Origin of the sequence: Tautonia marina (assembly GCF_009177065.1) — a bacterium.
Classification (GTDB): domain Bacteria; phylum Planctomycetota; class Planctomycetia; order Isosphaerales; family Isosphaeraceae; genus Tautonia; species Tautonia marina.
The window spans coordinates 25,820-45,812 of sequence record NZ_WEZF01000010.1 but is presented as its reverse complement, the minus strand read 5'-3'; the positions used below and the strand labels follow the sequence as shown (position 1 = coordinate 45,812).

The 19,993-nt window shown below is 63.2% G+C and carries 31 protein-coding genes; 12 read left to right on the top strand and 19 right to left on the bottom strand.

Annotated elements, in window-relative coordinates; all coding sequences use genetic code 11:
• Positions 1–7: 7 nt before the first annotated feature.
• From GA615_RS13385 to GA615_RS13345, 9 genes are all read right to left on the bottom strand, one after another.
• Positions 8–226, bottom strand: a complete 219-nt coding sequence (locus tag GA615_RS13385) for a hypothetical protein (RefSeq protein ID WP_152051816.1) — start codon at positions 224–226, stop codon at positions 8–10.
• Positions 223–600 carry a hypothetical protein gene (locus tag GA615_RS13380; protein WP_152051815.1) on the bottom strand — a complete coding sequence of 126 codons (378 nt, stop codon included), beginning with the start codon at positions 598–600 and terminating at the stop codon, positions 223–225. Before GA615_RS13380 ends, GA615_RS13385 begins: the two co-directional genes overlap by 4 nt.
• On the bottom strand, positions 600–1,349 hold the full coding sequence (locus GA615_RS13375) for a phage minor head protein (RefSeq protein ID WP_201750183.1): 750 nt from the start codon (positions 1,347–1,349) through the stop codon (positions 600–602). The genes GA615_RS13380 and GA615_RS13375 overlap by 1 nt, the downstream gene beginning before the upstream one ends.
• Positions 1,346–2,704: a phage portal protein gene (locus GA615_RS13370; RefSeq protein ID WP_152051814.1), complete on the bottom strand. Its 1,359-nt coding sequence runs from the start codon at positions 2,702–2,704 to the stop codon at positions 1,346–1,348. Before GA615_RS13370 ends, GA615_RS13375 begins: the two co-directional genes overlap by 4 nt.
• Positions 2,705–4,120, bottom strand: a complete 1,416-nt coding sequence (gene terL / locus GA615_RS13365) for a phage terminase large subunit (RefSeq protein ID WP_152051813.1) — start codon at positions 4,118–4,120, stop codon at positions 2,705–2,707.
• Positions 4,095–4,640: a terminase small subunit gene (locus GA615_RS13360; protein WP_152051812.1), complete on the bottom strand. Its 546-nt coding sequence runs from the start codon at positions 4,638–4,640 to the stop codon at positions 4,095–4,097. The genes terL and GA615_RS13360 overlap by 26 nt, the downstream gene beginning before the upstream one ends.
• 81 nt (positions 4,641–4,721) lie before the next feature.
• Positions 4,722–5,222: a hypothetical protein gene (locus GA615_RS13355; RefSeq protein ID WP_152051811.1), complete on the bottom strand. Its 501-nt coding sequence runs from the start codon at positions 5,220–5,222 to the stop codon at positions 4,722–4,724.
• A gap of 378 nt (positions 5,223–5,600) precedes the next feature.
• Positions 5,601–7,001 carry a hypothetical protein gene (locus GA615_RS13350; RefSeq protein ID WP_152051810.1) on the bottom strand — a complete coding sequence of 467 codons (1,401 nt, stop codon included), beginning with the start codon at positions 6,999–7,001 and terminating at the stop codon, positions 5,601–5,603.
• 91 nt (positions 7,002–7,092) lie between these two features.
• Positions 7,093–9,270 carry a bifunctional DNA primase/polymerase gene (locus GA615_RS13345; RefSeq protein WP_152051809.1) on the bottom strand — a complete coding sequence of 726 codons (2,178 nt, stop codon included), beginning with the start codon at positions 9,268–9,270 and terminating at the stop codon, positions 7,093–7,095.
• Between the two features lie 256 nt (positions 9,271–9,526).
• Between GA615_RS13345 and GA615_RS13340 the strand changes: the two genes are divergently transcribed.
• The 6 genes from GA615_RS13340 (at position 9,527) to GA615_RS13315 (ending at position 14,268) form a co-directional block, all read left to right on the top strand.
• Entirely contained in the window at positions 9,527–9,922 is a 396-nt protein-coding gene (locus GA615_RS13340) for a hypothetical protein (protein WP_152051808.1), read from the top strand.
• A 27-nt stretch (positions 9,923–9,949) separates the two neighbouring features.
• Entirely contained in the window at positions 9,950–10,720 is a 771-nt protein-coding gene (locus GA615_RS13335) for an ATP-binding protein (RefSeq protein ID WP_152051807.1), read from the top strand.
• 85 nt (positions 10,721–10,805) lie between these two features.
• Complete coding sequence (locus tag GA615_RS13330) at positions 10,806–11,321, top strand: DUF669 domain-containing protein (RefSeq protein ID WP_152051806.1); 516 nt, start codon at positions 10,806–10,808, stop codon at positions 11,319–11,321.
• A 3-nt stretch (positions 11,322–11,324) separates the two neighbouring features.
• The gene (locus GA615_RS13325; RefSeq protein WP_152051805.1) at positions 11,325–12,059 is read left to right on the top strand and encodes a hypothetical protein; all 735 of its coding nucleotides are present in this window, start codon (positions 11,325–11,327) and stop codon (positions 12,057–12,059) included.
• A gap of 17 nt (positions 12,060–12,076) precedes the next feature.
• A complete protein-coding gene (locus GA615_RS13320; RefSeq protein WP_152051804.1) occupies positions 12,077–12,583 on the top strand; it encodes an outer membrane lipoprotein in 507 nt (168 codons plus the stop codon).
• Positions 12,583–14,268 carry a DEAD/DEAH box helicase gene (locus tag GA615_RS13315; RefSeq protein ID WP_152051803.1) on the top strand — a complete coding sequence of 562 codons (1,686 nt, stop codon included), beginning with the start codon at positions 12,583–12,585 and terminating at the stop codon, positions 14,266–14,268. The genes GA615_RS13320 and GA615_RS13315 overlap by 1 nt, the downstream gene beginning before the upstream one ends.
• 49 nt (positions 14,269–14,317) lie before the next feature.
• Here GA615_RS13315 and GA615_RS13310 read toward each other — a convergent pair whose 3' ends face one another.
• The 9 genes from GA615_RS13310 to GA615_RS13280 form a co-directional block, all read right to left on the bottom strand.
• Positions 14,318–14,680 (bottom strand): VRR-NUC domain-containing protein, encoded by a 363-nt coding sequence (locus GA615_RS13310; RefSeq protein ID WP_152051802.1) that lies wholly within the window; start codon positions 14,678–14,680, stop codon positions 14,318–14,320.
• Positions 14,673–14,846: a hypothetical protein gene (locus tag GA615_RS27475; protein ID WP_161602323.1), complete on the bottom strand. Its 174-nt coding sequence runs from the start codon at positions 14,844–14,846 to the stop codon at positions 14,673–14,675. The genes GA615_RS13310 and GA615_RS27475 overlap by 8 nt, the downstream gene beginning before the upstream one ends.
• The gene (locus GA615_RS13305) at positions 14,839–15,027 is read right to left on the bottom strand and encodes a hypothetical protein (RefSeq protein ID WP_152051801.1); all 189 of its coding nucleotides are present in this window, start codon (positions 15,025–15,027) and stop codon (positions 14,839–14,841) included. The genes GA615_RS27475 and GA615_RS13305 overlap by 8 nt, the downstream gene beginning before the upstream one ends.
• Positions 15,021–15,407, bottom strand: a complete 387-nt coding sequence (locus tag GA615_RS13300; RefSeq protein WP_152051800.1) for a hypothetical protein — start codon at positions 15,405–15,407, stop codon at positions 15,021–15,023. The genes GA615_RS13305 and GA615_RS13300 overlap by 7 nt, the downstream gene beginning before the upstream one ends.
• A 37-nt stretch (positions 15,408–15,444) precedes the next feature.
• Positions 15,445–15,891: a hypothetical protein gene (locus GA615_RS13295; RefSeq protein WP_152051799.1), complete on the bottom strand. Its 447-nt coding sequence runs from the start codon at positions 15,889–15,891 to the stop codon at positions 15,445–15,447.
• On the bottom strand, positions 15,888–16,499 hold the full coding sequence (locus tag GA615_RS13290; protein ID WP_152051798.1) for a hypothetical protein: 612 nt from the start codon (positions 16,497–16,499) through the stop codon (positions 15,888–15,890). Before GA615_RS13290 ends, GA615_RS13295 begins: the two co-directional genes overlap by 4 nt.
• Positions 16,500–16,502: 3 nt before the next feature.
• Positions 16,503–16,748 carry a hypothetical protein gene (locus GA615_RS13285; RefSeq protein ID WP_152051797.1) on the bottom strand — a complete coding sequence of 82 codons (246 nt, stop codon included), beginning with the start codon at positions 16,746–16,748 and terminating at the stop codon, positions 16,503–16,505.
• A gap of 73 nt (positions 16,749–16,821) precedes the next feature.
• The gene (locus GA615_RS27470) at positions 16,822–16,992 is read right to left on the bottom strand and encodes a DUF1508 domain-containing protein (RefSeq protein ID WP_161602322.1); all 171 of its coding nucleotides are present in this window, start codon (positions 16,990–16,992) and stop codon (positions 16,822–16,824) included.
• A 21-nt stretch (positions 16,993–17,013) separates the two neighbouring features.
• The gene (locus tag GA615_RS13280) at positions 17,014–17,163 is read right to left on the bottom strand and encodes a helix-turn-helix transcriptional regulator (RefSeq protein ID WP_161602321.1); all 150 of its coding nucleotides are present in this window, start codon (positions 17,161–17,163) and stop codon (positions 17,014–17,016) included.
• 118 nt (positions 17,164–17,281) lie between these two features.
• On the opposite strand from GA615_RS13280, the gene GA615_RS13275 reads away from it, so the two are divergent.
• Genes GA615_RS13275 through GA615_RS27460 form a run of 6 tightly spaced genes read left to right on the top strand, consistent with a single transcriptional unit; the run spans position 17,282 to position 19,445 of the window.
• A complete protein-coding gene (locus tag GA615_RS13275) occupies positions 17,282–17,695 on the top strand; it encodes a hypothetical protein (protein ID WP_152051795.1) in 414 nt (137 codons plus the stop codon).
• Entirely contained in the window at positions 17,688–17,987 is a 300-nt protein-coding gene (locus tag GA615_RS13270) for a hypothetical protein (protein WP_152051794.1), read from the top strand. Before GA615_RS13275 ends, GA615_RS13270 begins: the two co-directional genes overlap by 8 nt.
• Positions 17,987–18,238 carry a hypothetical protein gene (locus GA615_RS13265; protein WP_152051793.1) on the top strand — a complete coding sequence of 84 codons (252 nt, stop codon included), beginning with the start codon at positions 17,987–17,989 and terminating at the stop codon, positions 18,236–18,238. Before GA615_RS13270 ends, GA615_RS13265 begins: the two co-directional genes overlap by 1 nt.
• Positions 18,235–19,110 (top strand): hypothetical protein, encoded by an 876-nt coding sequence (locus GA615_RS13260; RefSeq protein WP_152051792.1) that lies wholly within the window; start codon positions 18,235–18,237, stop codon positions 19,108–19,110. The genes GA615_RS13265 and GA615_RS13260 overlap by 4 nt, the downstream gene beginning before the upstream one ends.
• Positions 19,110–19,283 carry a hypothetical protein gene (locus tag GA615_RS27465; RefSeq protein ID WP_161602320.1) on the top strand — a complete coding sequence of 58 codons (174 nt, stop codon included), beginning with the start codon at positions 19,110–19,112 and terminating at the stop codon, positions 19,281–19,283. The genes GA615_RS13260 and GA615_RS27465 overlap by 1 nt, the downstream gene beginning before the upstream one ends.
• A 6-nt stretch (positions 19,284–19,289) precedes the next feature.
• The gene (locus GA615_RS27460; protein WP_161602319.1) at positions 19,290–19,445 is read left to right on the top strand and encodes a hypothetical protein; all 156 of its coding nucleotides are present in this window, start codon (positions 19,290–19,292) and stop codon (positions 19,443–19,445) included.
• 151 nt (positions 19,446–19,596) lie between these two features.
• Here GA615_RS27460 and GA615_RS13255 read toward each other — a convergent pair whose 3' ends face one another.
• Positions 19,597–19,917 (bottom strand): hypothetical protein, encoded by a 321-nt coding sequence (locus tag GA615_RS13255; RefSeq protein WP_152051791.1) that lies wholly within the window; start codon positions 19,915–19,917, stop codon positions 19,597–19,599.
• Between the last annotated feature and the right edge of the window lie 76 nt (positions 19,918–19,993).

The following is a 19,993-nucleotide window of genomic DNA, read 5'->3' as shown; positions in this document are numbered from 1 at the left end:
CCAGTTGTTACAGCGTTACGATGGTGCCGGTCTGCAGATTCCCGGCGAAGTGCATGACCGCGATGACCTCGCCATCCATGAAGGCGGTCGCTCGGGTCAGGATGATGTGGTCGTCGCAGTAGAGCGTTTCGGAGCGGAACTCGATTCCTACCGTGATTTCGCCCACGCGCGGCCGGAAGTCGGCGGCGATGACGTTGCCGTGCTGGGAGCGGATGCGGTCGGTCATGCGGCCGGTGCCAGATACCAAACCCAATCCACCTCGGCGATGCCGCTGTCGCTGTAGTGCGGGTCGTGCACCATCACGCCATTGCTGTAGATGACCGAGTGCTGCACGCCACGAGCGGACATGCCGCTGGCGATGTAGAAATCGGGGAATTCCACCGGGTCATCGCCTGCGTCCCAGCGCACTAGCTTGAGCTTGAAAAGCTGTAGCAGCCACTCGTCAACACGCGGACGCCAATCGCTCCGCCCGAACATGTCATCGAAGGGCGGGACCATCCATAGAGGAATCTCAAGCAGTGAGGCAAGGCAGGCAGCAAAGCAATTCCCGTTGTGGATGCCGTCTTTCGCGTAGAGCTTGCTCTGTTTGACTGGAATCACTAACTTTTCTCCTCATAAACCAGCGCACACCGGCACGCGATGACGTTCTCCGCACTCGCGCTCGAATCCCCCGGCCGGTCCATCAGCTCGCCGCCGACGGTGAATTTCTCGTCCATGCCGACCTTCTGCCCGTCCGCAGCAAGGTGCTCCGGGCGGGTGCGGTCGTCCTTCGTGGCCAGCCATTCCTTGACCATGACCACGCCCAGGTCGCGCTCTGCCTGCCGGACACTCTCGATGCTGCCGAACGTGGCGGCGGCGTGCGTCTCCGTGCGGGCGACCGTGGCGGCCCGATACGGTGTCATCTGCGCGACCTTCCGTATCCTCCTCCCTATTTCCTCCGTGCCGATCCCCTCGGCCATGCCGCCTTCGATGGCGCCGAGGACGTCGTCGCGGTCGGTGTCCGCGATCAGCGTCGCCTTGCGCAGTGCCTCGCGACCGATCCATTCGGCAACCAGCGCCTCGTAGATGGTCTGGGCGGCCTTCCGCTCGATGCGGCGGGACTTGACCTGCTTCAGTGCCATCTGCCCGAAGAGGGGGATGGTGCGGCGGTAGTGATCGTCCAGCACGCCCTTCACCCTCACCCGATGGGCGAGGAAGACATGGGACGGTGGGTGGCCGTTCTTCTCGTAGGCCCTGGCCGCCGCCCGGATCATCGCGTTGCGGGCGCGGGCCTGCTCGACGCGGAGCTGGACTTCGAGCCGACTCATCGCGAGTAGCCAGGCGCGGAGGGCGAGGCGGCGGTCGGTCACTCGGCCTCGTCGTCTTCCGGATCGTCCGTGTCGTCTTCCGGGGCGTCCGTCGCGGGCTCTCCGCCCTGGTCAGCCTGGCTCCCCGGCTCGGGCAGGTCTATCTGACCGGCCAGTTCCAGAGGCACGTTCGTGCTGGGCACGAAGATCACGTCCCCGCCCTCGACGTCGTCCAGGCCCATCGCCCGGCGCTTCTCGTTGATCGTCATGTAGCTCGCGGCGTTGATCCGCTCGGCCTTCTCCTTGCGCCGGGTCTCCAGCGCGGGGATCATCTCCTCGTCGTACCAGACGTAGAGATCCTCGCCGTAGAGCGGCGTCAGCCAGCGGTTCAGGGCGTCGAGCGTCCAGCCCAGCTCCGGTAGGACGGTGTCCGTCCAGAAGGCGGTGCGGGCCTCGGAGTAATTCGAATAGGTCGAGTCGCCCGGGATGCCGAGAAGCTGCGGCGGCACCCCGTAGGCCAGGGCGATGTCGCGGGCGGCGGAGTGCTTGCCCTCCAAGAACTCCATGTCCTTGGGGTTCAGGCTCATCTCCTTCCATTCCAGCCCGCCCTCGAGGAGCATCGGTCGGCCTGCGTTGGCCGGGCCGCTGAACTGCTCGTCGATCATCTGCTTGACGCGGAGGTACTGATCGTCCGAGAGCGTTGCCGGATGGCCCTCGCCGCCCTTGACCACCAGGGCGCCAGAGGGGCGGGCCCCGTTCTCGATCAGCCGCTTGTTCCAGCGCTGGCCGTCGTTGTGGATGTCCACGCCGAGGGCGGCCGCCTCCAGCGGGCTCATGCCGTACCAGGCGTTGAGCGGATTGAACGACTTCAGGTGCAGGATCGCCGAGCGGCCCGTGATCTGTTCCACCGGGAAGGTGGTGGCCACGTTCTGGGCCGAGCGGTATTCGTACTGCTTCGGGAACAGACCCGTCCCCGGCTCGATCCGCATCTTGCCCGGGTTCAGCAGCTGAAGTTCCCGGGGCGGCTTGCCGGTGCGCTTCGCCGGGTCGATGCCGTTGCCGAAGATGTAGGCGTTGCCGCAGAGTTGCTGGTAGCTTGTCAGGTGCCGCATGAACTCGCGGCCCGACTGGGTCGGGTTCGGGTTCTCCAGCAGCCTGAGCAGCTCGTGCGCCTCAACCTTCGCCAGCTTGCCCTTCTTGCCGCGCCGGTAGAGCTGGAGGTCCACCGAGGCGACCGCAGTCGCCTTCAGGTTGATGCAGGCGTAGGCCACCACGCACTGGGCGTAGCCCTCGCTCGCGAGCTTGTCATATCCGGCTCCGGTGAGCCCGGCCTTGCCGAGGCCGAGCGAGAAGAAGTAGGTCGCGTTCTTACGGCCGGGCGGGGGCGCCACGTCCTTGCGGCGGAAGGGCCAGACCATCTAGAGCCTGCGGATGCGGATCTCGGGGGCGTGCTGGCGCTCCCGCATCCAGTTCAAGAACTGGCTCAGCCCGTCCACTTGGTCGTCATGCGGAGCGTTGGGGAAGGTCATCAGTTCCATCTCGAAATCGGTTAGCCATGGTGCCTGCGTAGGCAGGGCCAGCTTGCCAGCCTCCACCATGGCGGAGACGGCCGAAGCCCGGGTGATCTTGTCCTTCTCGGGATTGATCCCGATCAGCGGCAGCTTCGTCTCCCGTCGAAGGTCTTGCAGGAGCGCCTGACCGGACGACTTGTCCTCGATCAGGATGGCGTTCGGGTTCCAGTCGACGGCCTGCTTGAGCACGAGGGCCTTCAGGTCCGGGTACTCGAGGCGGCGAACAACCGCCTGCAGCAGGTCGAAGCCGTCTTTCCTGACACCGAAGGTCAGGCAGCAGCTCGGGTCGTTGAGCTGGCCCGGCTTGCTCGCCGTGTCCCAGCTCTGGATGATCTGCTCGTAAGTCTCCAGGGGCTTCTCGTAGCGTCTGAACCAGCCGGCCTTGAAGATGCCGCCGTCCGCAGGCGCGGGACGTTGCTGGTACTGCCCGGCGAAGGCGTAGGAACCCATCTCGGTCTTCTGCCGCTCGATAGCCTGCCGGCTCTCGCGGGCCGGATGAAGCACGTCGCCCGGTTCCCGGATGACTTTCACCCGCCCGAAATCAACGACCGTGCGGACCTCGGCTATGCCGGGGATGCACAGGTGCTCCCAGCCGCCCTTCGCCAGCAGGTGGCCGGATAGGTCGTCGGCGTGGAGCCTCTGCATCACCACGACGATGACGCCGTTCTCCTTGTCGTCGAGGCGGGTCGAGAACCCCTGGTCGAACCAGGTGTTCGCGGCCTCGCGTTGGGTGTCGGACAATGCCTGCTGGGCATTGAGCGGGTCATCCACGATCAGGAACCGCCCGCCCTCGCCGATGACCGAGGCGCCGACTGAGGTGGCGAAGCGATGGCCCCGCGCCGTCGTGACGAATTTGCGTTTCTCGTTCTGGTCCCCGGTGAGCTGAAGCCCGGGGAAGATGCGCCGGTACCAGTCCGACTGCATCACCAGGCGGCAGTCCATGCTGTGCTTCAGGGAGAGCACTTCGGCGTAGGACGCCGCGAGGATGCGCTCGCTCGGGTCTCTGCCTAGGAGCCATGCCGGCCACGCCACCGTGACCGATATCGACTTCATGTAGCGGGGCGGGATGTTGATGATCAGCCGCTTGATCTCGCGCCTGGTGCATGCCTCCAGGTACTCGGCGATAAGGTCGATGTGCCAGTTGTGGCTGTAGGTCGCCCCCGGATCTACGGTCGCGAATGCCTTTCGCGTGAACGCGGACAGCCGATGGCGCAGGAGGGCGTCGAACGCCTCCTGGTCACTTGGCCTTCGTGTACTCGTCAAGCAGTGCCCGATCCTCCTCGGGCAGGGGCTGGTTCATCACGATCAGCTTGTCGGGGGCGATGCCGAGCGTCTTCGCCAGGCTGTCCAACGCCCCTTTCTTGTCGCTGAGCTTGATCTTGTGCAGGCGGCCTACCGCCTCACGTTCCGACCCCTTGCCCTCGAAGAGGGTCTCGACCTCGAGGCCGGAGATGGCGGCCGCGGTGTCGTCATCCAGCTCGTGGATCGGCTTCAAGTTGCCTTCTTCATCGAAGGCCTTGCGGATATCCAGGAAGGCCAGACGGGCCAGCTCGGCGATGACGCGATCCGCGGTCGCTTCGTGCCGCTTGAGCTGGTATTTCCTAAGCTCTTCAATTCTTAGGGCCACCTTAGGGTTGTCTCGAAGGCGGCAAGCCTCAACCGCGATTGCTTCGTCGCTCATGTTTTCGGCGTCATACGCAAAGCGATATGACTCGCTGGCGTTGTCGATCTCGACGAACTTCTGCGCGAACTTTTCCTGTTTCGGGGTAAGGGTCTCGGACATGTGGGCAATAAAAAAGCCCGCTGAACGCGGGCGGTAAATTCTGGACGCACCTGTGGCGTGGCTTAATTCTAAGGATAGCAGTTAATTATCCGTTGCGCAAGCGTTATCTTCATCCCGCTCGATCTCCTCCTTCACCTGCCGGATGGCCTCGCACAGCAGGTCGAAGGCATGCACCACCTGCTTGTTCGTGTGGGCCTGGCGGATCACCTCCTGCTCGGTCACGGGCTCGACGTAGTCGCCGGTGATCGCCGTGTCGACGATGTACTGGTCGAGCCGCGTAAGCCTGCGGAGGAGCTTCCGGTAGCTGCCCTCGTCCTTCTTGCCGTTCGACTGGCCGCCGGCGATCTCGATCATGTAGAGCTTGCGGGGCTCGGCGTAAAAGGGGCGCTTGAAGGCGTGCTGCCACAGGGAGTAGGTCGCTGCGGCCTCGATGTGCTTCCATCCGAGGATCCGCTTCTCGTGCAGCCTGCTGATGATGCTGTTGTCGATCACGGACGCCCGTGACATGAACCCTGCGGCGTCCTGCGTGATGTGAAGGTCGCCCTTGGCCGCCCGTTCCCAGGTGATGATGTGCCCCCGCATAGCCCCCCCTAGCTGGTTTGCCAAACACTGCCACGAAATGAAGTGGTGCGCAAGCGGGTTCTTTATGGGGAGCTGTTGCGGGGAGGGGAGATAAATCGCAGGCCGAAAAAGTCGCAGCGATTTATCTTGTCGCTCTAACCTGATGACATTGCTAGTAAATCTCGCTGCCAGCCGGACGTCGCCAGAATAAATCGCAGCAGTACACCCTATAGCACATCCCTACTGTAGAAGAGGAGGGCAAGAGATACCATGTGATTTATGTTACTTATTTATTATTTATATAATCATATTACAATAATATATTGAAATTTAAGGGAACGGCGTCCTCGAATAAATCGCAAGGAGCCGTGCGATTTATCTCGATCATTGTTACTTATCTCAGTCGGCCTGTCTCGATTCCCGCGAACGGGCGACTTCGCGGTCGATCCGTCGCTTCATGTCCTCGAACGCCTCATCTCGGGTCGCCCGCCAGTCCGCCGCCGGCAGGTATCGCATCTCCTTCGGCACGCTCTGGCACTCGGCAAGCGACCGATATAGCCCCTCGAACGCTTGGGCTCCCCAGTCGTTGTCCCCTCGGTCGCGGGCGACCATGACGGTCCAGCCGCGATAATGGCCGAGGTGGTGGTCGACGAAGCTCATTACCTGACCGCCAACGGCCACCAACTGACCCTCGGGGAAATCGGGTAGGCTCGGCCGCTTGAACGAATCCGGGGGCTTGGGCTCCCTCGCGAAGCCCCGCGCCATGCCCGGTCGCAACGCCGAAAAGCTGCCGTGCTGGATCAGGAATCCGTCTGGCCCAAGCCCCGAGTATTCTTTGGTCGCCGGGTCATAGGTGTGAAGCGCCGCCCCTCGTTCTAGCAACCAGCCGGGGTCGAGGGGCCGGGTAGCGAACGGGTTGAGGCAGACGTGAAGGCCGTCGAGCAACGTCTCCTGGTAGTGGGGGCGCGGCAGGCGGATCAGGTGAGGCTCGATCCCGGCCGCATTGTATCGGCTCGCCAGAAAGATGACCGGGTACGAACCCTCGCTCGCAAGGGCTTGAACCTTGGTGAAGGTCGCTGTGTTGCTGAAGATGACGGCGCTGACGTCCTCCATGCCTGGGCGTGTGAATAGCCCCAGTGGCACCTGCGACCCGTTGTCCTTCGTGACGCTGTCGCGCGTCGCCACCCCGAGCACCAGCCTCGCCCCGGTCCCCTTGTCGTCGATGAAGATGTGCTGGTCGAAGCCGTACAGGACCCTCCGGAGCGCCAGGTCGTTCTGCATGAAGAAGAAGGGCTGCTCGAACGGGGCCACGCAGATCACATACGGCTTGCCGGCGACGTGAGGTAGCGTCGCATAGGAGGCAAAGTACTTCCGGTGCTTCGACGTGACCGCGTTCGCCAGGCGGATCGTGGCCAGCGTGATGAGCTCCTCGCGGTTGACGTCGAGCCTTGCCTCGGGATCCGGGCGCTCCCACTCCGGGGCGTACCCCTCCGCATGCGAGGCGATCGTGGCCTCTGCGACGATTTCACCGACCGGGGTCCTCAGGACAAAATCCGGCGACGAGTGGCTCTGGTCGACATCGCAGCCCAGCTCCCTGAAGGCCGCGAACAGGTAGAGCTCCCAGAAGCTGGAATTGTAGGTCGTCTGGAATTCCTTCGCGAACTTGCCGTCCCGGTCACGAAATCCATCCGCCCAGCCCTGAAGCACGGCCCGTTCAGGGCCGGAGAGCTCGATGCTCGTCAGCATGCGGAAGTTGGGGTGCTGCCGGTCCTCGGGGACCACAGGCGTGAGGATGTCCACGGGGGGGGCTCCGAACCCGTTTGATCATCGAAACTTATAGCCGACACGCCACGGGGCTGCCGGGTTCGTGGCGTCTAGCCCGCGTCGGGGGCTATCGTACCGCGCGGAAGCGGTAAGAGCGTTTGGTCTTGCCCTCGACCTCCTCACGCTCGATCTCGCCCGACTCGACCAGGTCCGCGATTATCTCGTTTCGCTCCCTGAACTTGAGGTTGCGGGTGCGCAGGAGTAGCGTGCGGTTCTCGACCCAGGCTCCCTTGCCGTCGCGGATGACCTGCAGGACCCTGTTGAGGTTCCGCTCGTGGTCGCTTTCCGCGACGTTGGCCTTCACGGCTTCGGCCATGTAGGCCGCGCAGTGGTCGGCCATGGCGATGCCCCAGCTCATCGCCTCGGCCCCGATCGTGTCCCCCTCATGGGCGACCAGGGCCAGCTTGATGGCGTGCTCGGCCGAGCGGGCGTAGATGGCAGACAGGCCGCTGCGTGCCGCCGATTCCTCTGCGGCCCGGCGTCGCATGGTCTCGCTGTACTCCCCGATGATCTTCTCCGCCTCCTCCGAATAGCTGACCACCATCGGACTGATCCGGAGCACCCCATCGACGTTGCCGCGGGGGTCGTAGTTGCTAGGGGCATCCTTCCACCGCCGCAGCTCGGCGAGGATCTCCTCCGGGGGGTCGTTCACGTTGCCTGCGGGTTTGGCCGGCTTCAGCGTGTATTCCTTGCTCTCCAGGACCAGCCAGCGAGCCAGGAAGCCGTCAATCGCGTCGTCCGAGGTCAGCGTCTGGAAGAAGCGCTCGGGCACCGTGGTCGCGTAGACCGACAGGCAGGGCTGGTCGATCGGTGTCCGCTTCATCTTGCCGTCGTGGTTGGCGTACTGGACCCCGGCGTACATGCTCTTCGATGAGCTGAATAGCTCGATCAGGTAGGTCAGGATGTCCCGCTGATGGCTCCCCGCGTTCTTGTGGGTCAGGTTCTTCAGCACACGCCCGAACTCGTCCCAGAGCACCAGGCAGCGCCCGCCACCTTCCCGCAGGGCCGTCAGTAGCCCCGCGCCGCTCGCCGGTGTGCCCCCGATGAGACCTTCCAGCCCGGCGCGGCATAGCAGGGTCGTGACGCAGTCGCGAGCATGGTCCTTGCCCGCGCCGCTGGGCGCCAGGCCCATCGTGTAGAAGTTCGTCCGCAATCGCGTCGGCGACTGGACCTTGTGGCTCATCGCGACCCCGGCCGCGGTGATCGCCGCCGCCACGGCGAGCATGGGCTGGGGATAGATGCTCGTGTCGTTGATCCAGCGGGCGACCCTACCGACCAAACCCGGAGGGTTCAGGATGGCCGCGTCGACCGATGGCTGGGCCGCGCGGCCGCTGGCGAAAGGGCGCAGGTTCCCTCCCTCCTCGATGACCACCGCCGGCAACTCGGGCCGCTCGGGCATCCGCCTCGGGGGGATGTAGCCGTGATCCATGGCCGTATAGAAGAGGCTGGCGATCGTGATGTCAGCCCGGTTGAAGCTCCTCCATCGCTTCGGGATCTCCCGGGCGTCGTATTTCGAGCTGGTCGAGGACCATTGATCCCAGAGGGCCATGCCTCGGTCGCCCAGGTGCTGCCTGAGCGCCATCCCCATCCTGATCCAGACGTCGTAGTCGTCGGCCGGAATGCAGCGTAAGGCATCGGCGACCTCGGCCAGGTCGGTCTCGCGGTAGGGGTCCTGGAGGAAGGGCCTGGAAGCCGGACGGGCCGGTTCCGAGCGGAACAGCGCCCCCACCGCCTGCATCGCGGCGGCTGGGATCTCGGGGAGGTCATCCGGAGAGAGGTCGGCGAGCGTTCTCGGGGTCATCCATTCGTAGGCCCCGCCGGACGGATGCAGGGAGGGCGGCAGGACGGTCTGGCGGCCGTCGGAGAGCACGTCGAGCACACGGGTTCCACGCAGGCTGAGCCCTTGGCTACGCTGCCCGCCGTACCGGTAGAAAGCCGTGAACCCCTTGGCGCCCCGCTTCTTGACCGGGGAGTCGGGCACGATCGCCAGGATGCGCTCGTGAAGTCCGTCGACGTCGTCGTCGAAGTCGAGCGCCATGACGCCGGAGGCGGAGCCCAGGCATAACCCGATGTTCGAGGCCACCCAGCCCATCCAGCGAGTGTGCTCCTCGTCCGTCGGAAGGCGGGAGCAGTATTCACTCCAACGCTCGATCGTCGGGTACTTCTGGGTGGGCGCGAGCGGGATGACGGAATAGCCATGTGCACGCATGGCCGGTGCGGCGGCCTGAAAGGGACTGCGTGTCATGCTGCGTTACCGCCGCTGTCGCGAATCTTCCGTATCAGGGTCGTTAAGAAATTGCTTGCTGAGCGATTCTCCGCTTTCGCTTGCTGCTCGATCCAGGCTGACACGTCGGACGGAAGGTAATAGGACTCTGTTTTGCTGCTGATTGTTTCTTCCTCCATTGGGACCTCATTTTTCGGTTGACAGTTAGCGTAGAAGCTATTAGGTATCAATACACCAACTCATTTATTCATGCAACAACCAACTGAAGGAACGACCTATGGACCAAGACGCCGACAAGAAGCTCGCGCTGCTTACTGCCGCGTGGAAAGAAGCGAAACAGCAAGAGACAGACGCCAACGCACGCCGAATCGCGATCGAATCCCAGATCTACGAACTTGTCGAGAGCGAGCTACCGGAGAAGGGCACGCACACACTGCCGACGGGCATGAAGATCGCCACCGGTTACAGCGAGGAATGGTCGCAGGAGCGGATCACAGCTGCCTATCAGGACTGGGACGCATCCGTGCCGTTTCCGTTCACCGGCGTATGGAAGCCGGACGGTAAGGCGATCGGATACCTGCGCGACAACGTGCCGGAGGCTTACCAGAAGATCCAGCCCGCCCTGACGCTGAAGCCGAAGAAGCCGGCGTTCAGCGTAAAAGAAGCCGCGTAACAACTCTAAGTGTGAAAGGACTCACTAATGCTAAACCTCTCCGAGATCAAACCCTCCCGCGTCATTCTCCCCCCCCGCCTCGTCCTCTACGGGCCCCCGAAGATCGGCAAGACGACCTTCGCCGCCGACATCGAGGGCGCCATCGTGCTCGACATCGAAGGCGGCTCTGGGGCGCTCAATGTCGCCCGCGTCACGAAAGACAAACTCACCTCCTACAGCGACGTGATCGGTGCGGTCGAGGCACTCTACACTCAGGAGCACCCGTTCTCCACGGTTGTTATCGACTCCGCCGACTGGCTTGAGGCGCTGATCTTCCAGCAGGTCGCCGCCGAGGCCGGGAAGAAGTCCATCGAGGACATCGGCTACGGGGCCGGCTATGTGGCTGCCGTCAACCTGTGGAAGCAACTCTTCGATGGCTTGACCGCCCTGCGCAACGACAAGGGGATGGCCGTGCTTCTGATCGCCCACGACCAGGTGAAACGCTACGATAACCCGCTCACCGACTCCTACGACCGACACATGCTTAAGCTTCATGCAAAGTCGGCCGCGATCCTCACCGAGTGGTCGGACTGCCTTCTGTTCGCCAACCAGGACGTATACATAGACGCAAAGGACGTTGGCTTCAAGAAGAAGGTAACGAAGGGCCGCGCGGGCGACCGCGTGCTGCATACCGTCGAGAGCCCCGCCTTCATGGCAGGCAATCGATACGGGTTGCCGCCGGAGCTTCCGTTCTCTTGGGCAGCGTTCAACGACGCAATGACCAACGCCATCTCGGAACCGTCTGCCGAGGCAGCATAAGGAACATGGCGGCCTGACCCCCGCCATTGGGGTGGCTCCCCGCTCAAGCCGACAACCATCAATCAACTTACGAAAGGAAAGACTTATGGCTTACTTAGGTGCTGAATTCGACGCTTCCCAGGTAGAACCCTCCAAGCCACGCGAAGTGGTGCCCCCCGGCTGGTACAAGGCGATCATCGAGGCCAGCGACGTGAAACCCACCAAGAAGGCGCAGGAGGCCACGCAGTACGGTGGGCCGGAGGCGAATGACCGCCTCCTGACCCTGAGCTTCCGCGTCATCGAGGGCGATCACAAAGATGCCCTGATCTTCTCGAACCTCAACATTGTCAACACGAACCCGCAGGCCCAGGAAATCGGCCAGCGTGAGCTATCTGCGGTCTGCCATGCGGTCGGCAAGCTGAAAGTCAAGGACTCCAGCGAGCTGCATAACAAGCCGCTGATGATCAAGGTCGATGTCGAGCGGAAGGAAGGCTACAACCCCCGAAATGTCATCAAGGGCTTCGAGGCTGTTGGCAGCGAAGGGGTTTCCAGCGCTGTCGGTGCACCTACCGGGTCGGCCTCCGCAGGAGCGAAGGCGGCCCCCGCCTGGGCCCGTAAGTAGCCCATGGCGCTGATCCCCGAAGTGTGCGACCCCACGCTCGCGGCGATCGACCGGGAACTGGAGCGGCGTAAGGCGTTGGAGCCTCGCCGCTCCTATCTCGGGGCGTCGGCCATCGGCGACGAGTGCGAGCGAAAGCTATGGTACTCGATCCGGCCCGAGGTCCCGCGCAAGCCATTCAACGCAGCCAGCATCAAGCGATTCGATGACGGCCACCGGGGCGAAGCCATCATGGCCGAGCGGCTACGAATGGTGCCCGGCGTGGAGCTTTGGACGGAGGACGATCAGACGGGAGGACAGATCGGGGGAACCTTGTTCGAGGGAAGGTTTGGCTGGCACGTCGACGGCGTGATCCGTGGCCTCTTGCAGTCACCCGAGACACCCCACGTCTGGGAACACAAGCAGGTCGGCCAGAAGAAGTTCGACGAGTTCGGGAAGCTGAAGTCCTCGCTTGGGGAGAAGCTGACGCTCCAAGCCTGGGACCCGGTGTATTACGCCCAGGCCGTCGTCTACATGGAGCTGCTCGACCTGACCCGCCACTTCCTGACGGTTTGCACGCCCGGCGGTCGGGATCACAACGCCTGCCGCACCGAGGCAAATCCGACAATGGCCAGGGCGCTACTTGCCAAGGCCCAGCGAATCCTGTCGGCGGGATCGCCTCCGGCCCGCCTCTCGGAGCGGCCGGAGTACTTCAAATGCAAAATGTGCGACTTCCACGAAGCCTGCCATCAAAGATATTAATCGTAAGGAGAATAACCATGAACAGAATGATTGCAATGTGTTTAGCGTTAACTCTATTGACCGCTTGCCAGCACCCCGGCCAGAACCGCTACGGATACCCGGACGTCGGCAAGGCGACCCGCGTCATGTTCGGCACCGTCGTCTCCTATCGCCTCGTGCAGGTCCAGGGCAGGAACACCGGGACCGGCGCGTTGGCCGGGGCCGCAGGTGGCGCCCTCGGCGGCTCGTACATCGGCAACGGCGGAGGCTCCCTCGGCGGCATGATCGCCGGCGCACTGGTGGCCGGCATCGCCGGGCACATGGTCGAGCAGGCCATCCAGGACTACGACGGGGTCGAGTTCACCGTCGCCCTGGAGAACGGCGAGATCCTGACCATCGTCCAGACCTTCGAGAAGGAGATCGAGGGCATCAAGGAGGGCGACCGCGTCATGGTCCAGCAGTCGGGCGAGTACCAGCGGGTGCTGCCCGCCAAGCACCTGCCGGAGAAGGTCAAGAAGGCCAAGCGCATCAAGGTCGAGGACTGATGCAGCTCCGAGATTACCAGCAGCGTGTGATAGACGGGCTGTTCGAGTATTTCGAGCACAACACAGGCAATCCGCTCCTCGTCCTACCGACCGGGGCAGGGAAGTCCGTGATCATCGGTGCTCTATGTAAGGTGATCCTCCAGGCCTGGCCGGACCAGCGGCTGATGATCCTGTCGCATGTTAAGGAGCTGCTCGCACAGAACTTCGGCAAGATCACGGCCTTCTGGCCGCAGGCTCCGGCCGGGCTATACAGCGCCGGGCTCCGTCAGAAACGCAGCCGAGATCCCATCACGGTGGCCGGCATCCAGTCCGTCTACCGCAAGTCCCACCTCTTCGGCTGGCGGGACCTGGTGCTGATCGACGAGTGCCATCTGCTTTCGCCCGACTCGGATTCCATGTACCGCACGTTCCTCGAAGGGCTGAAGCAGACCAACCCGCGGCTCAAGGTCGTGGGCCTCACGGCAACGGCATACCGCCTAAAGACCGGGATGCTGCACGAGGGGAAAGACCGGTTGTTCACCGACATCGCGGCCGAGGTGAGCCTGACCGAGCTTCTGGACGCCGGGCACATCAGCCCGCTGAAGAGCCGCCCCTCGCTGATCCAGGCCGATCTGACCGGGGTGGCGATCGAAGGTGGCGAACTCAACAACCGCCAGCAGGAAGCCGCGGTGGACAAGGAGGAGCTGACTCAGGCCGCGCTGGACGAGGTGTTCTCGCTGGCCTCGGACCGCAAATCATGGCTCGTGTTCGTTGCGGGCCGAACCCACGGGGAGCACGTCGAGGCTGCTCTCCTCGCTCGTGGCATCACCGCCAGGTTCGTGCACGGCGACACGCCCGACGACGAGCGGGACGCCGCGCACGCCGACTTCAAGGCTGGGAAGTTGCGGGCCCTGGTGTCGCTCGGGGTGCACACGACCGGCTTCGACGCCCCGAACATCGACCTGCTCGTTCTGCTGAGGAAAACCCTGTCGCCCGGTCTCTACTACCAGATCCTCGGCCGGGGGATGCGGCTGCACCCCGGTAAACTGAACTGCCTCGTCCTTGATTACGCCGGGAACATCGACTACCACGGGCCAATCACCCAGCTCAAGCCGCCGCGCGCGGCAGGCAGTAGAGGGCCTCGTGAGTCCCACGAGAGAACCTGCCTGGTTTGCCCAGACTGCCGGATGGCATCCCCCCTAGGCACGTTGGAGTGCGCCGACTGCGGCCGCCCGTTCACCCGGCCAGAGCGGGTTAGTCACGGGACCGAGGCGAGCACGGCCGAGGTTATGGTTCTTGAGCCACCGCCTCCGCCCGACCTTGGCGAGTGGGTCAGGGTCGAGTCGGTCAGCTATCACAAGCATGCAAAGGAAGGGAAGATTCCGAGCCTTAGGGTCGAGTACCGATGCGGCCTTCAGACCTATCGCGAGTGGATCTGCCTCCAGCACCCGCCGGGCTTCGCGAGGGCGAAGGCGATCGGTTGGTGGAAGCGGCGGTCCGGCATCGAGCCACCCGACCATATTGAGACGGCCCTATATTATGCCGACGTGCTGCGAAAGCCGTTCGGCATTCGTGTGAAGCAGCAAGATAAGTACTGGGAGATTACTGGCTATGACCTTACAGGATTCACGGTTAATGGACCCGAAGCTGAGGCAGGAGATGCTGCAGGCGTTGAGGACTTTATTGACTTTTCTCGAACGTATTGATGTCCGGCGATCCTGCCGCACATGCCAGCACTGGAGCGGCGGGGTGTGCTCACTTGCCGAGGCCATTCCGCCCGCCGAGGTTCAGGCCGAAGGTTGCGAATCGTGGGTGTTCGATGAGGTGCCGTTCTAGGTCGGCGGCGTTGCGTGCAAGGATATACACGCCGCAGTTCCGCTCGATCATCTTCTGGAACAGTTTCTGCTGCTTGGCCTGTCTGCCAGTGGGGGTCTTGCACTCGACGGAGAGGAACAAGCCACTGGGCAGGATTCCGAGGATGTCGCCGCTTCCCGGATGACCGTATCTGATCCAGCGGCCATCGATTCTGCCAGCTCCGGTGTTGTTGCACCATGCGAACACGCGATGGAGCGCGAGCCATTCGAGGCATTGGGCGACGATTACCGACTCGCTACTCACGACGCCTCGGTTTGGCCGTGAATGGCTGGACGCCGCTTCCCTCGGCGTAGCGAGTGGGATAGATCGTGATCTTCCGTCCGAGCTCGTCCGTGTAGGTGTCGACCGGCTGGATCGGCAAACCGGTCCGCTCCGCGTCGTCGGCTGGCTCCTCGGGCTTACTACGCACTGGCGAGCAGCCCCCTGGCTCGGTCGATCCGCTCCCGGGCGGCCTGGAATCGTTCGCGACGGTCCGGGGCGTCGTAGGGCAGGTCGAAGACCTCGTCGTATTCTTTCCGGGCCAGCTCGTATTCCTGCCGAAGGGCGTAGGTGCGGTTGTAGACGATCGCAAAGCCCGGGGTGATCAGCATGGCCGCCAGCTGTCCTTGTAGAGCAGCGGCTCGGCGCCGCTGGCCATGGCCACGCGGTTCGCCTCGCGCATAATCGTATCGAGGCCGGCTGGCTGCCGGTCCAGGAAGTACCCGGCCGGTCGCTCTTCGAGGCGTGTGCCGAGCCAGAACTGGGCCACGGCCATGGGGTTGGGCTTCTCGTTTTTCGGCGGAGGCGGCTCGGATGGCAGGTTCGGCTTGAGGGTCGGCATAAGTCCGAGGCGGTGGGCGTGCCGACGGATGGTGCTGTAGCTGAACCGCATCTCCTCGGCGCAGGCCTCGATGCTGAGCTTGCGTCCCTTCCGAAGCCGGATCAGGACGGGGTCGTGGAGTTCGGGCGACCAGTCGATCTCGCGGGCCATCAGCTTGCCCTCCGGTCAACGGCGATAGGGGGCTGCTTCATGCGAGGCCTGCCTTCCGGCGCTTGCGGCCGATCCGGTAGGCTTTGCGCTCCTCGTAGCGCGCCCCCTTTCCCGCCTCAGCACGCCACTGCGGCCAGCCGTTCTGCAGAATGTCACGGGCCTTCGCCCGCACGACGTGTACCTCAAGACCGGCCATCTCGCACCAGAGATCCAAGTCAGACTTCTCGAAGAACCAGCGTTCAGCGTCCCAGCGGATTATGCCCCTCTCGCTCGCGCCGACATGCGACTTTCCGGCCAAGTCCTGAAGCATCGTGAGGATCTTTGCGACCGCCAGCTTCTGCTCCGGTGTCCTGCTGGTGTTGCTCTCGCGGAAGAGAGAGCAATCCGGCGTATCGTGACCATTGGCGGTAGCCTTATGCGTCCAATCCCCTGTCCTCGGCGGGCAGACCGTCACCCCGCGCTCCTGGATGAAAGCCGCGATCATGTCCGCCTCGCTGCGCCCGCCGCCGCTCCCGGCAGGGGCGCGAGGGCTTCCCCCGGTGTTCTTGCCTCCCGGCGCTGGCAGGAGGAGATGAAGAAGTCGAGGTCCTCGGGGTCTTCGTCGTAATCGCTGGCGATCGCAGCTCGGCTCCGGCCTTCGGCGAGCATCCGCTTGATCTCGGGCCAGTCGCCGTCCGACAAGCTGGTCTTCCGCCTGGGTGCGGGAACGGTGATGCGGAGCTCCTCTTTCGTAAAGACAGGCTGATGTTCCCTTGTGGCGGCCTCACGCTCGGCCCGCTTCCGGGCCTGCATGGCGATCATTCGCTGCCGGGCGGCCTCGCGGGCCTCGGGGGACATGTTGTGCTTCTTCCTGGCGGGAGCCGGTGGCTCATGGTCGTCCTTGGGTTCGCTGCCGGCCTGCTCCTGCTGTTCATCGGCAGTGTCAGGAGCCGGGGCAGGTGGCTGAGTGGGGATCGGCAGAACCGGAATAGCCTGCTCGGGAGCCGTCTCACGGCCGAGAGAGCCGATAATCGCCTCCAGTGCCTCGGTCACGGCCGCGGGCGGGTCCTTGTCGAGGAGCCATCCCTTGATGAGGTACGCGTGGTGCAGCATGGCCTACTCCGCGTCCCGTGCGTTCAGCTTGGCCTCCAGGCGTTCCTGCCGCGTCCGGAGGCGTTCAAGCTGCTCCTCGACGGCCTCAAGGGCAGCCAAGAGGGTGTCATCTACCGGCATCTGGCGCGTATCGCGCTCCGGGTGCCGTTGGGAGTACTTCTGCCTGGTGAGCGTGAGCAAATCGATCTTCATTTCGACCTCCCCGACGAGGATGACGTGCCGAGGAGCACTCCGACGAAGCACAGCCACCAGCTGGACGTCGCCAGAGGATAGCCTACGTGATGCGAGAGCAGCAGCAGGCCGCAGGTGAACCCGAGGGCGTTCACGCGACCTCCACGGGGGCGAACATCGCCCGCTCCTGGATGCGCTCGACGGCCCGCTCGGCATCGCGGGCGCGGGCATAGCGGCGCGTGCCGCTCATGATCGGCTTGCCGTTCCCGTCCAGCAGTTCGATAGTGTGGCCCTTCTTCGTGGGGGTGATCTGGAATTTCATGTGGTTTCTCCCTGTCAATGGTTACTTCTTGGCGTGCCGTTCGACGTCCGCTCGGTCGAAGATGGTCCGCCCGGCAACCTGGATATGTGCCGGGGCCTTCCCGGCCTTGACCAGCTTGTGAAGCCACTGGCGGGTTATGCCAAGCGCCTCAGCGGCCTCGGCTACGGACATAAAATTCTTGTCGTTCAGCATGTTGTCACTTCGTTGTTTACATCGCGTAAATAGTGCTTGCGCTGCTATTCCAGTTGTGGCATGGTGTTTCCATCAAGTCAACAAAAAGGTTAGCGTCATGTCAGCACGAAAAGGAGACAACATCGAGTACACCCCCGAGCACCGCGTCGAGGAGGCCGATGGTGAGCTGCAGCGGGCGCACCGCCACTGGCACAACGTCCTGAAGGCCGTGGTGGACGCAGCGATCAAGGACCGGGTTTCGTACCACGAGCGCGAGCTGGCCTGCATCATGGAGCAGGTCTCCGAAGGCATGGCCCACGAGTTCGACCACGCGCTGACAGAGCTGGAGGAGCTGTGCCCGACCCACACCTTCAGCGTCACCCCTGTGGACAGCGACAAGCTGATCGCCGCCGAAGCCGAGCGGCTGTTCGATACATTTCGCCCGAAGCCAATCGACGGCAGCAAGCTGCTGCGCGACACGCTCCGCCCCATCCCGACCAACCCCGCAACGAAAGGATTCGACCATGAATAAGCTCCTTTGCCTCTTCGACAGTCCATACCGGGGCCTCACCCCGCTCTCCGCCGGCATCCACGGCCTGATAGCCGCCGGCTTGGCGTCCATGGCTATGAGCGTCGTGATGGCGAAGCATGGCCTACCGTCCGCGCCGGTGAAGAGGCCGTCTGAGGTGTATCAGCCCGCCGAGCCGGTCGTCCTCCGCAAGAACGGCTACGTCATCTACGACAGCCACGAACGGGCCGAGGTCATCGCCGAGGTGTGGAACATCACGCCGGAGAACATCGACAGCTACAAGAGGTGGTGGTGATGGCCGAACCTTACACCCACGGCCAAGAGGTCATGGTGTTCGACCACCGGGGCAACTACGAAGGCCGGGGCAAGGTCATGGGCGTGCATCGCTGCAACCCGTGGCAGTACGACATCCAACCTCGCGGGGAGGCCAGCCTGTCCAAGCGGCAGTGCGGAATCCACCACGACCGGATACGAGCCATCGGCAAACCGTATCTGGCCTACGAGCGGCGAGACGAGCAACCCAAGCACATCAAGGATGAAGCATGACCCCCACAAACACCACCCCCGCAGAGGCGCTGAGTGAGCGCGAGGCGTTTGAGAAATGGATGAAGAAGCGCGGAACGCCTTTATTCCTTGAGCACCCGCAAGCCTATGACGCATGGTGTGGGCGTGGCGAATACGAGCGCACCCGCCCCGCGCCACAGCCCGATGCGGTGCCATCGGCCATGTATGCGCAGCTTCTTGTAATGTACGAGAAGTTGCAGGCGGAACATGCAAAAGTGCTATCTGCTGGACAGGCTGCCACAGACCATAATCCTGACGCCATGAAAATGGTAGCGCCCGATGCGGTGGAGAAGATTCGGGAGGCGGTACGCGTAGGGCATCAAAACTACCGCGCTGCCATTAAGAAGCATCTCGGTGACTCGGTGCATGCCGCGCTCTCTACGCCTGACATCCTAACCGAAGGCGGCATAGAGGCGATAACCAACTCGGTAGTCGCAGCCCTCCTCCCCACCCTCGCACCAGCGCAGGAGCCGGTGATTGATGAGGCAATTCGCTGCCTTGAAAATATGGCAGAAAGATGGGCGCTTCGTGTGAATCTAACCGATTCCGTGGAGGCCATTAAAGGTGCGCCATCTGCAATAGAGGCATTCCTGCATCAAGCCTACATGGAGGGGCTTTACGAGGGATGCCAGCGGCCAACCCAAAATTCTGGGAATGACTGGTACGACAGATTCTGGTCTGAAAGGGCTGAGGTTGGAAGGCTTCGCCAGCAACTTACCCGCCCAGCCATGACACAGGAAAAGCGCGAGAGTTTGGTGCAGGTCAGGGCTGGCCTGCAACGCGGGATAGAAACTGGCAACTGGCGGATGGTGAAAACCGCCCTCGCCGCCCTTGAGCGGGAGATGGGGGAGTGATGGCCGTCTACAAAGCAACCGTGATTGACGCCCGCGTCAGGGTGGTCATGCCAGGATTCTACCAGACCGAATATACCTACCCAGACGGCAGCAAGCGTTACGGCGAAATCCGCCACACTGTTTGCGTCACACAAGACGGGGTGTGTATCTACTGCGGCCAACCGAAGGATTGATTGCCGATGAACTGGGGGCTGATCTGGTCGCTGCTCGCCCTTGCCCTGTTCTGGGGCGTGGTCGGATACGCTGCCTGGCATCAGGAATCGCCGGAGGCGATCTATACCGACGCTACGCTGCCGGCGCAGGACGATGAGCTTTGGCAGCTAAACTTTCGGTGATCTCCGTTAGCTTGCTCCGTTCCATCACCTGGGGGCAACCCACAGGAGAGATGTGTGAAGCCGAATCTCACGGGATTTCACCGCGGCTTGCCCGCCCGGCTCAGTTGACCGACTCAGGAGAGGGGCCGGATTCTCACCCGGCCCCGCCCCCTCAGAACGGGATCTCGTCCCAATCGCTTTCGTCCTCGTCGGCCTGAAGGTCATCGAGGCGGAGCATCCGCTTGCACCATGCCTTGAGCGCCGCATGGGCCTCACGGAGTTCTGCAAGCCACGCGTCGAGGGCCTCGCGGTTCACGGCGGCGTTGGGCGTCTTGGCTATCACGTCCAGTGTCTTGGCGAGGGTTCTGATTCGATCGGCCTTGTCCCTTAACCTGCGTCCCAACGGCATTCGGTTACTTACTTGCTCCAGACGATCGCCTAACTCCTTCGCGATTCTCTGGATTTCCTGTATGCCAAGCTGCTTGGTGCTCATGAGATTCCCTTTCTGTTAATGGTTGAGGTAGTAGGGAAGGCACGAGCTTGCTCGATGCCTCGCCCTACTGCCGAAT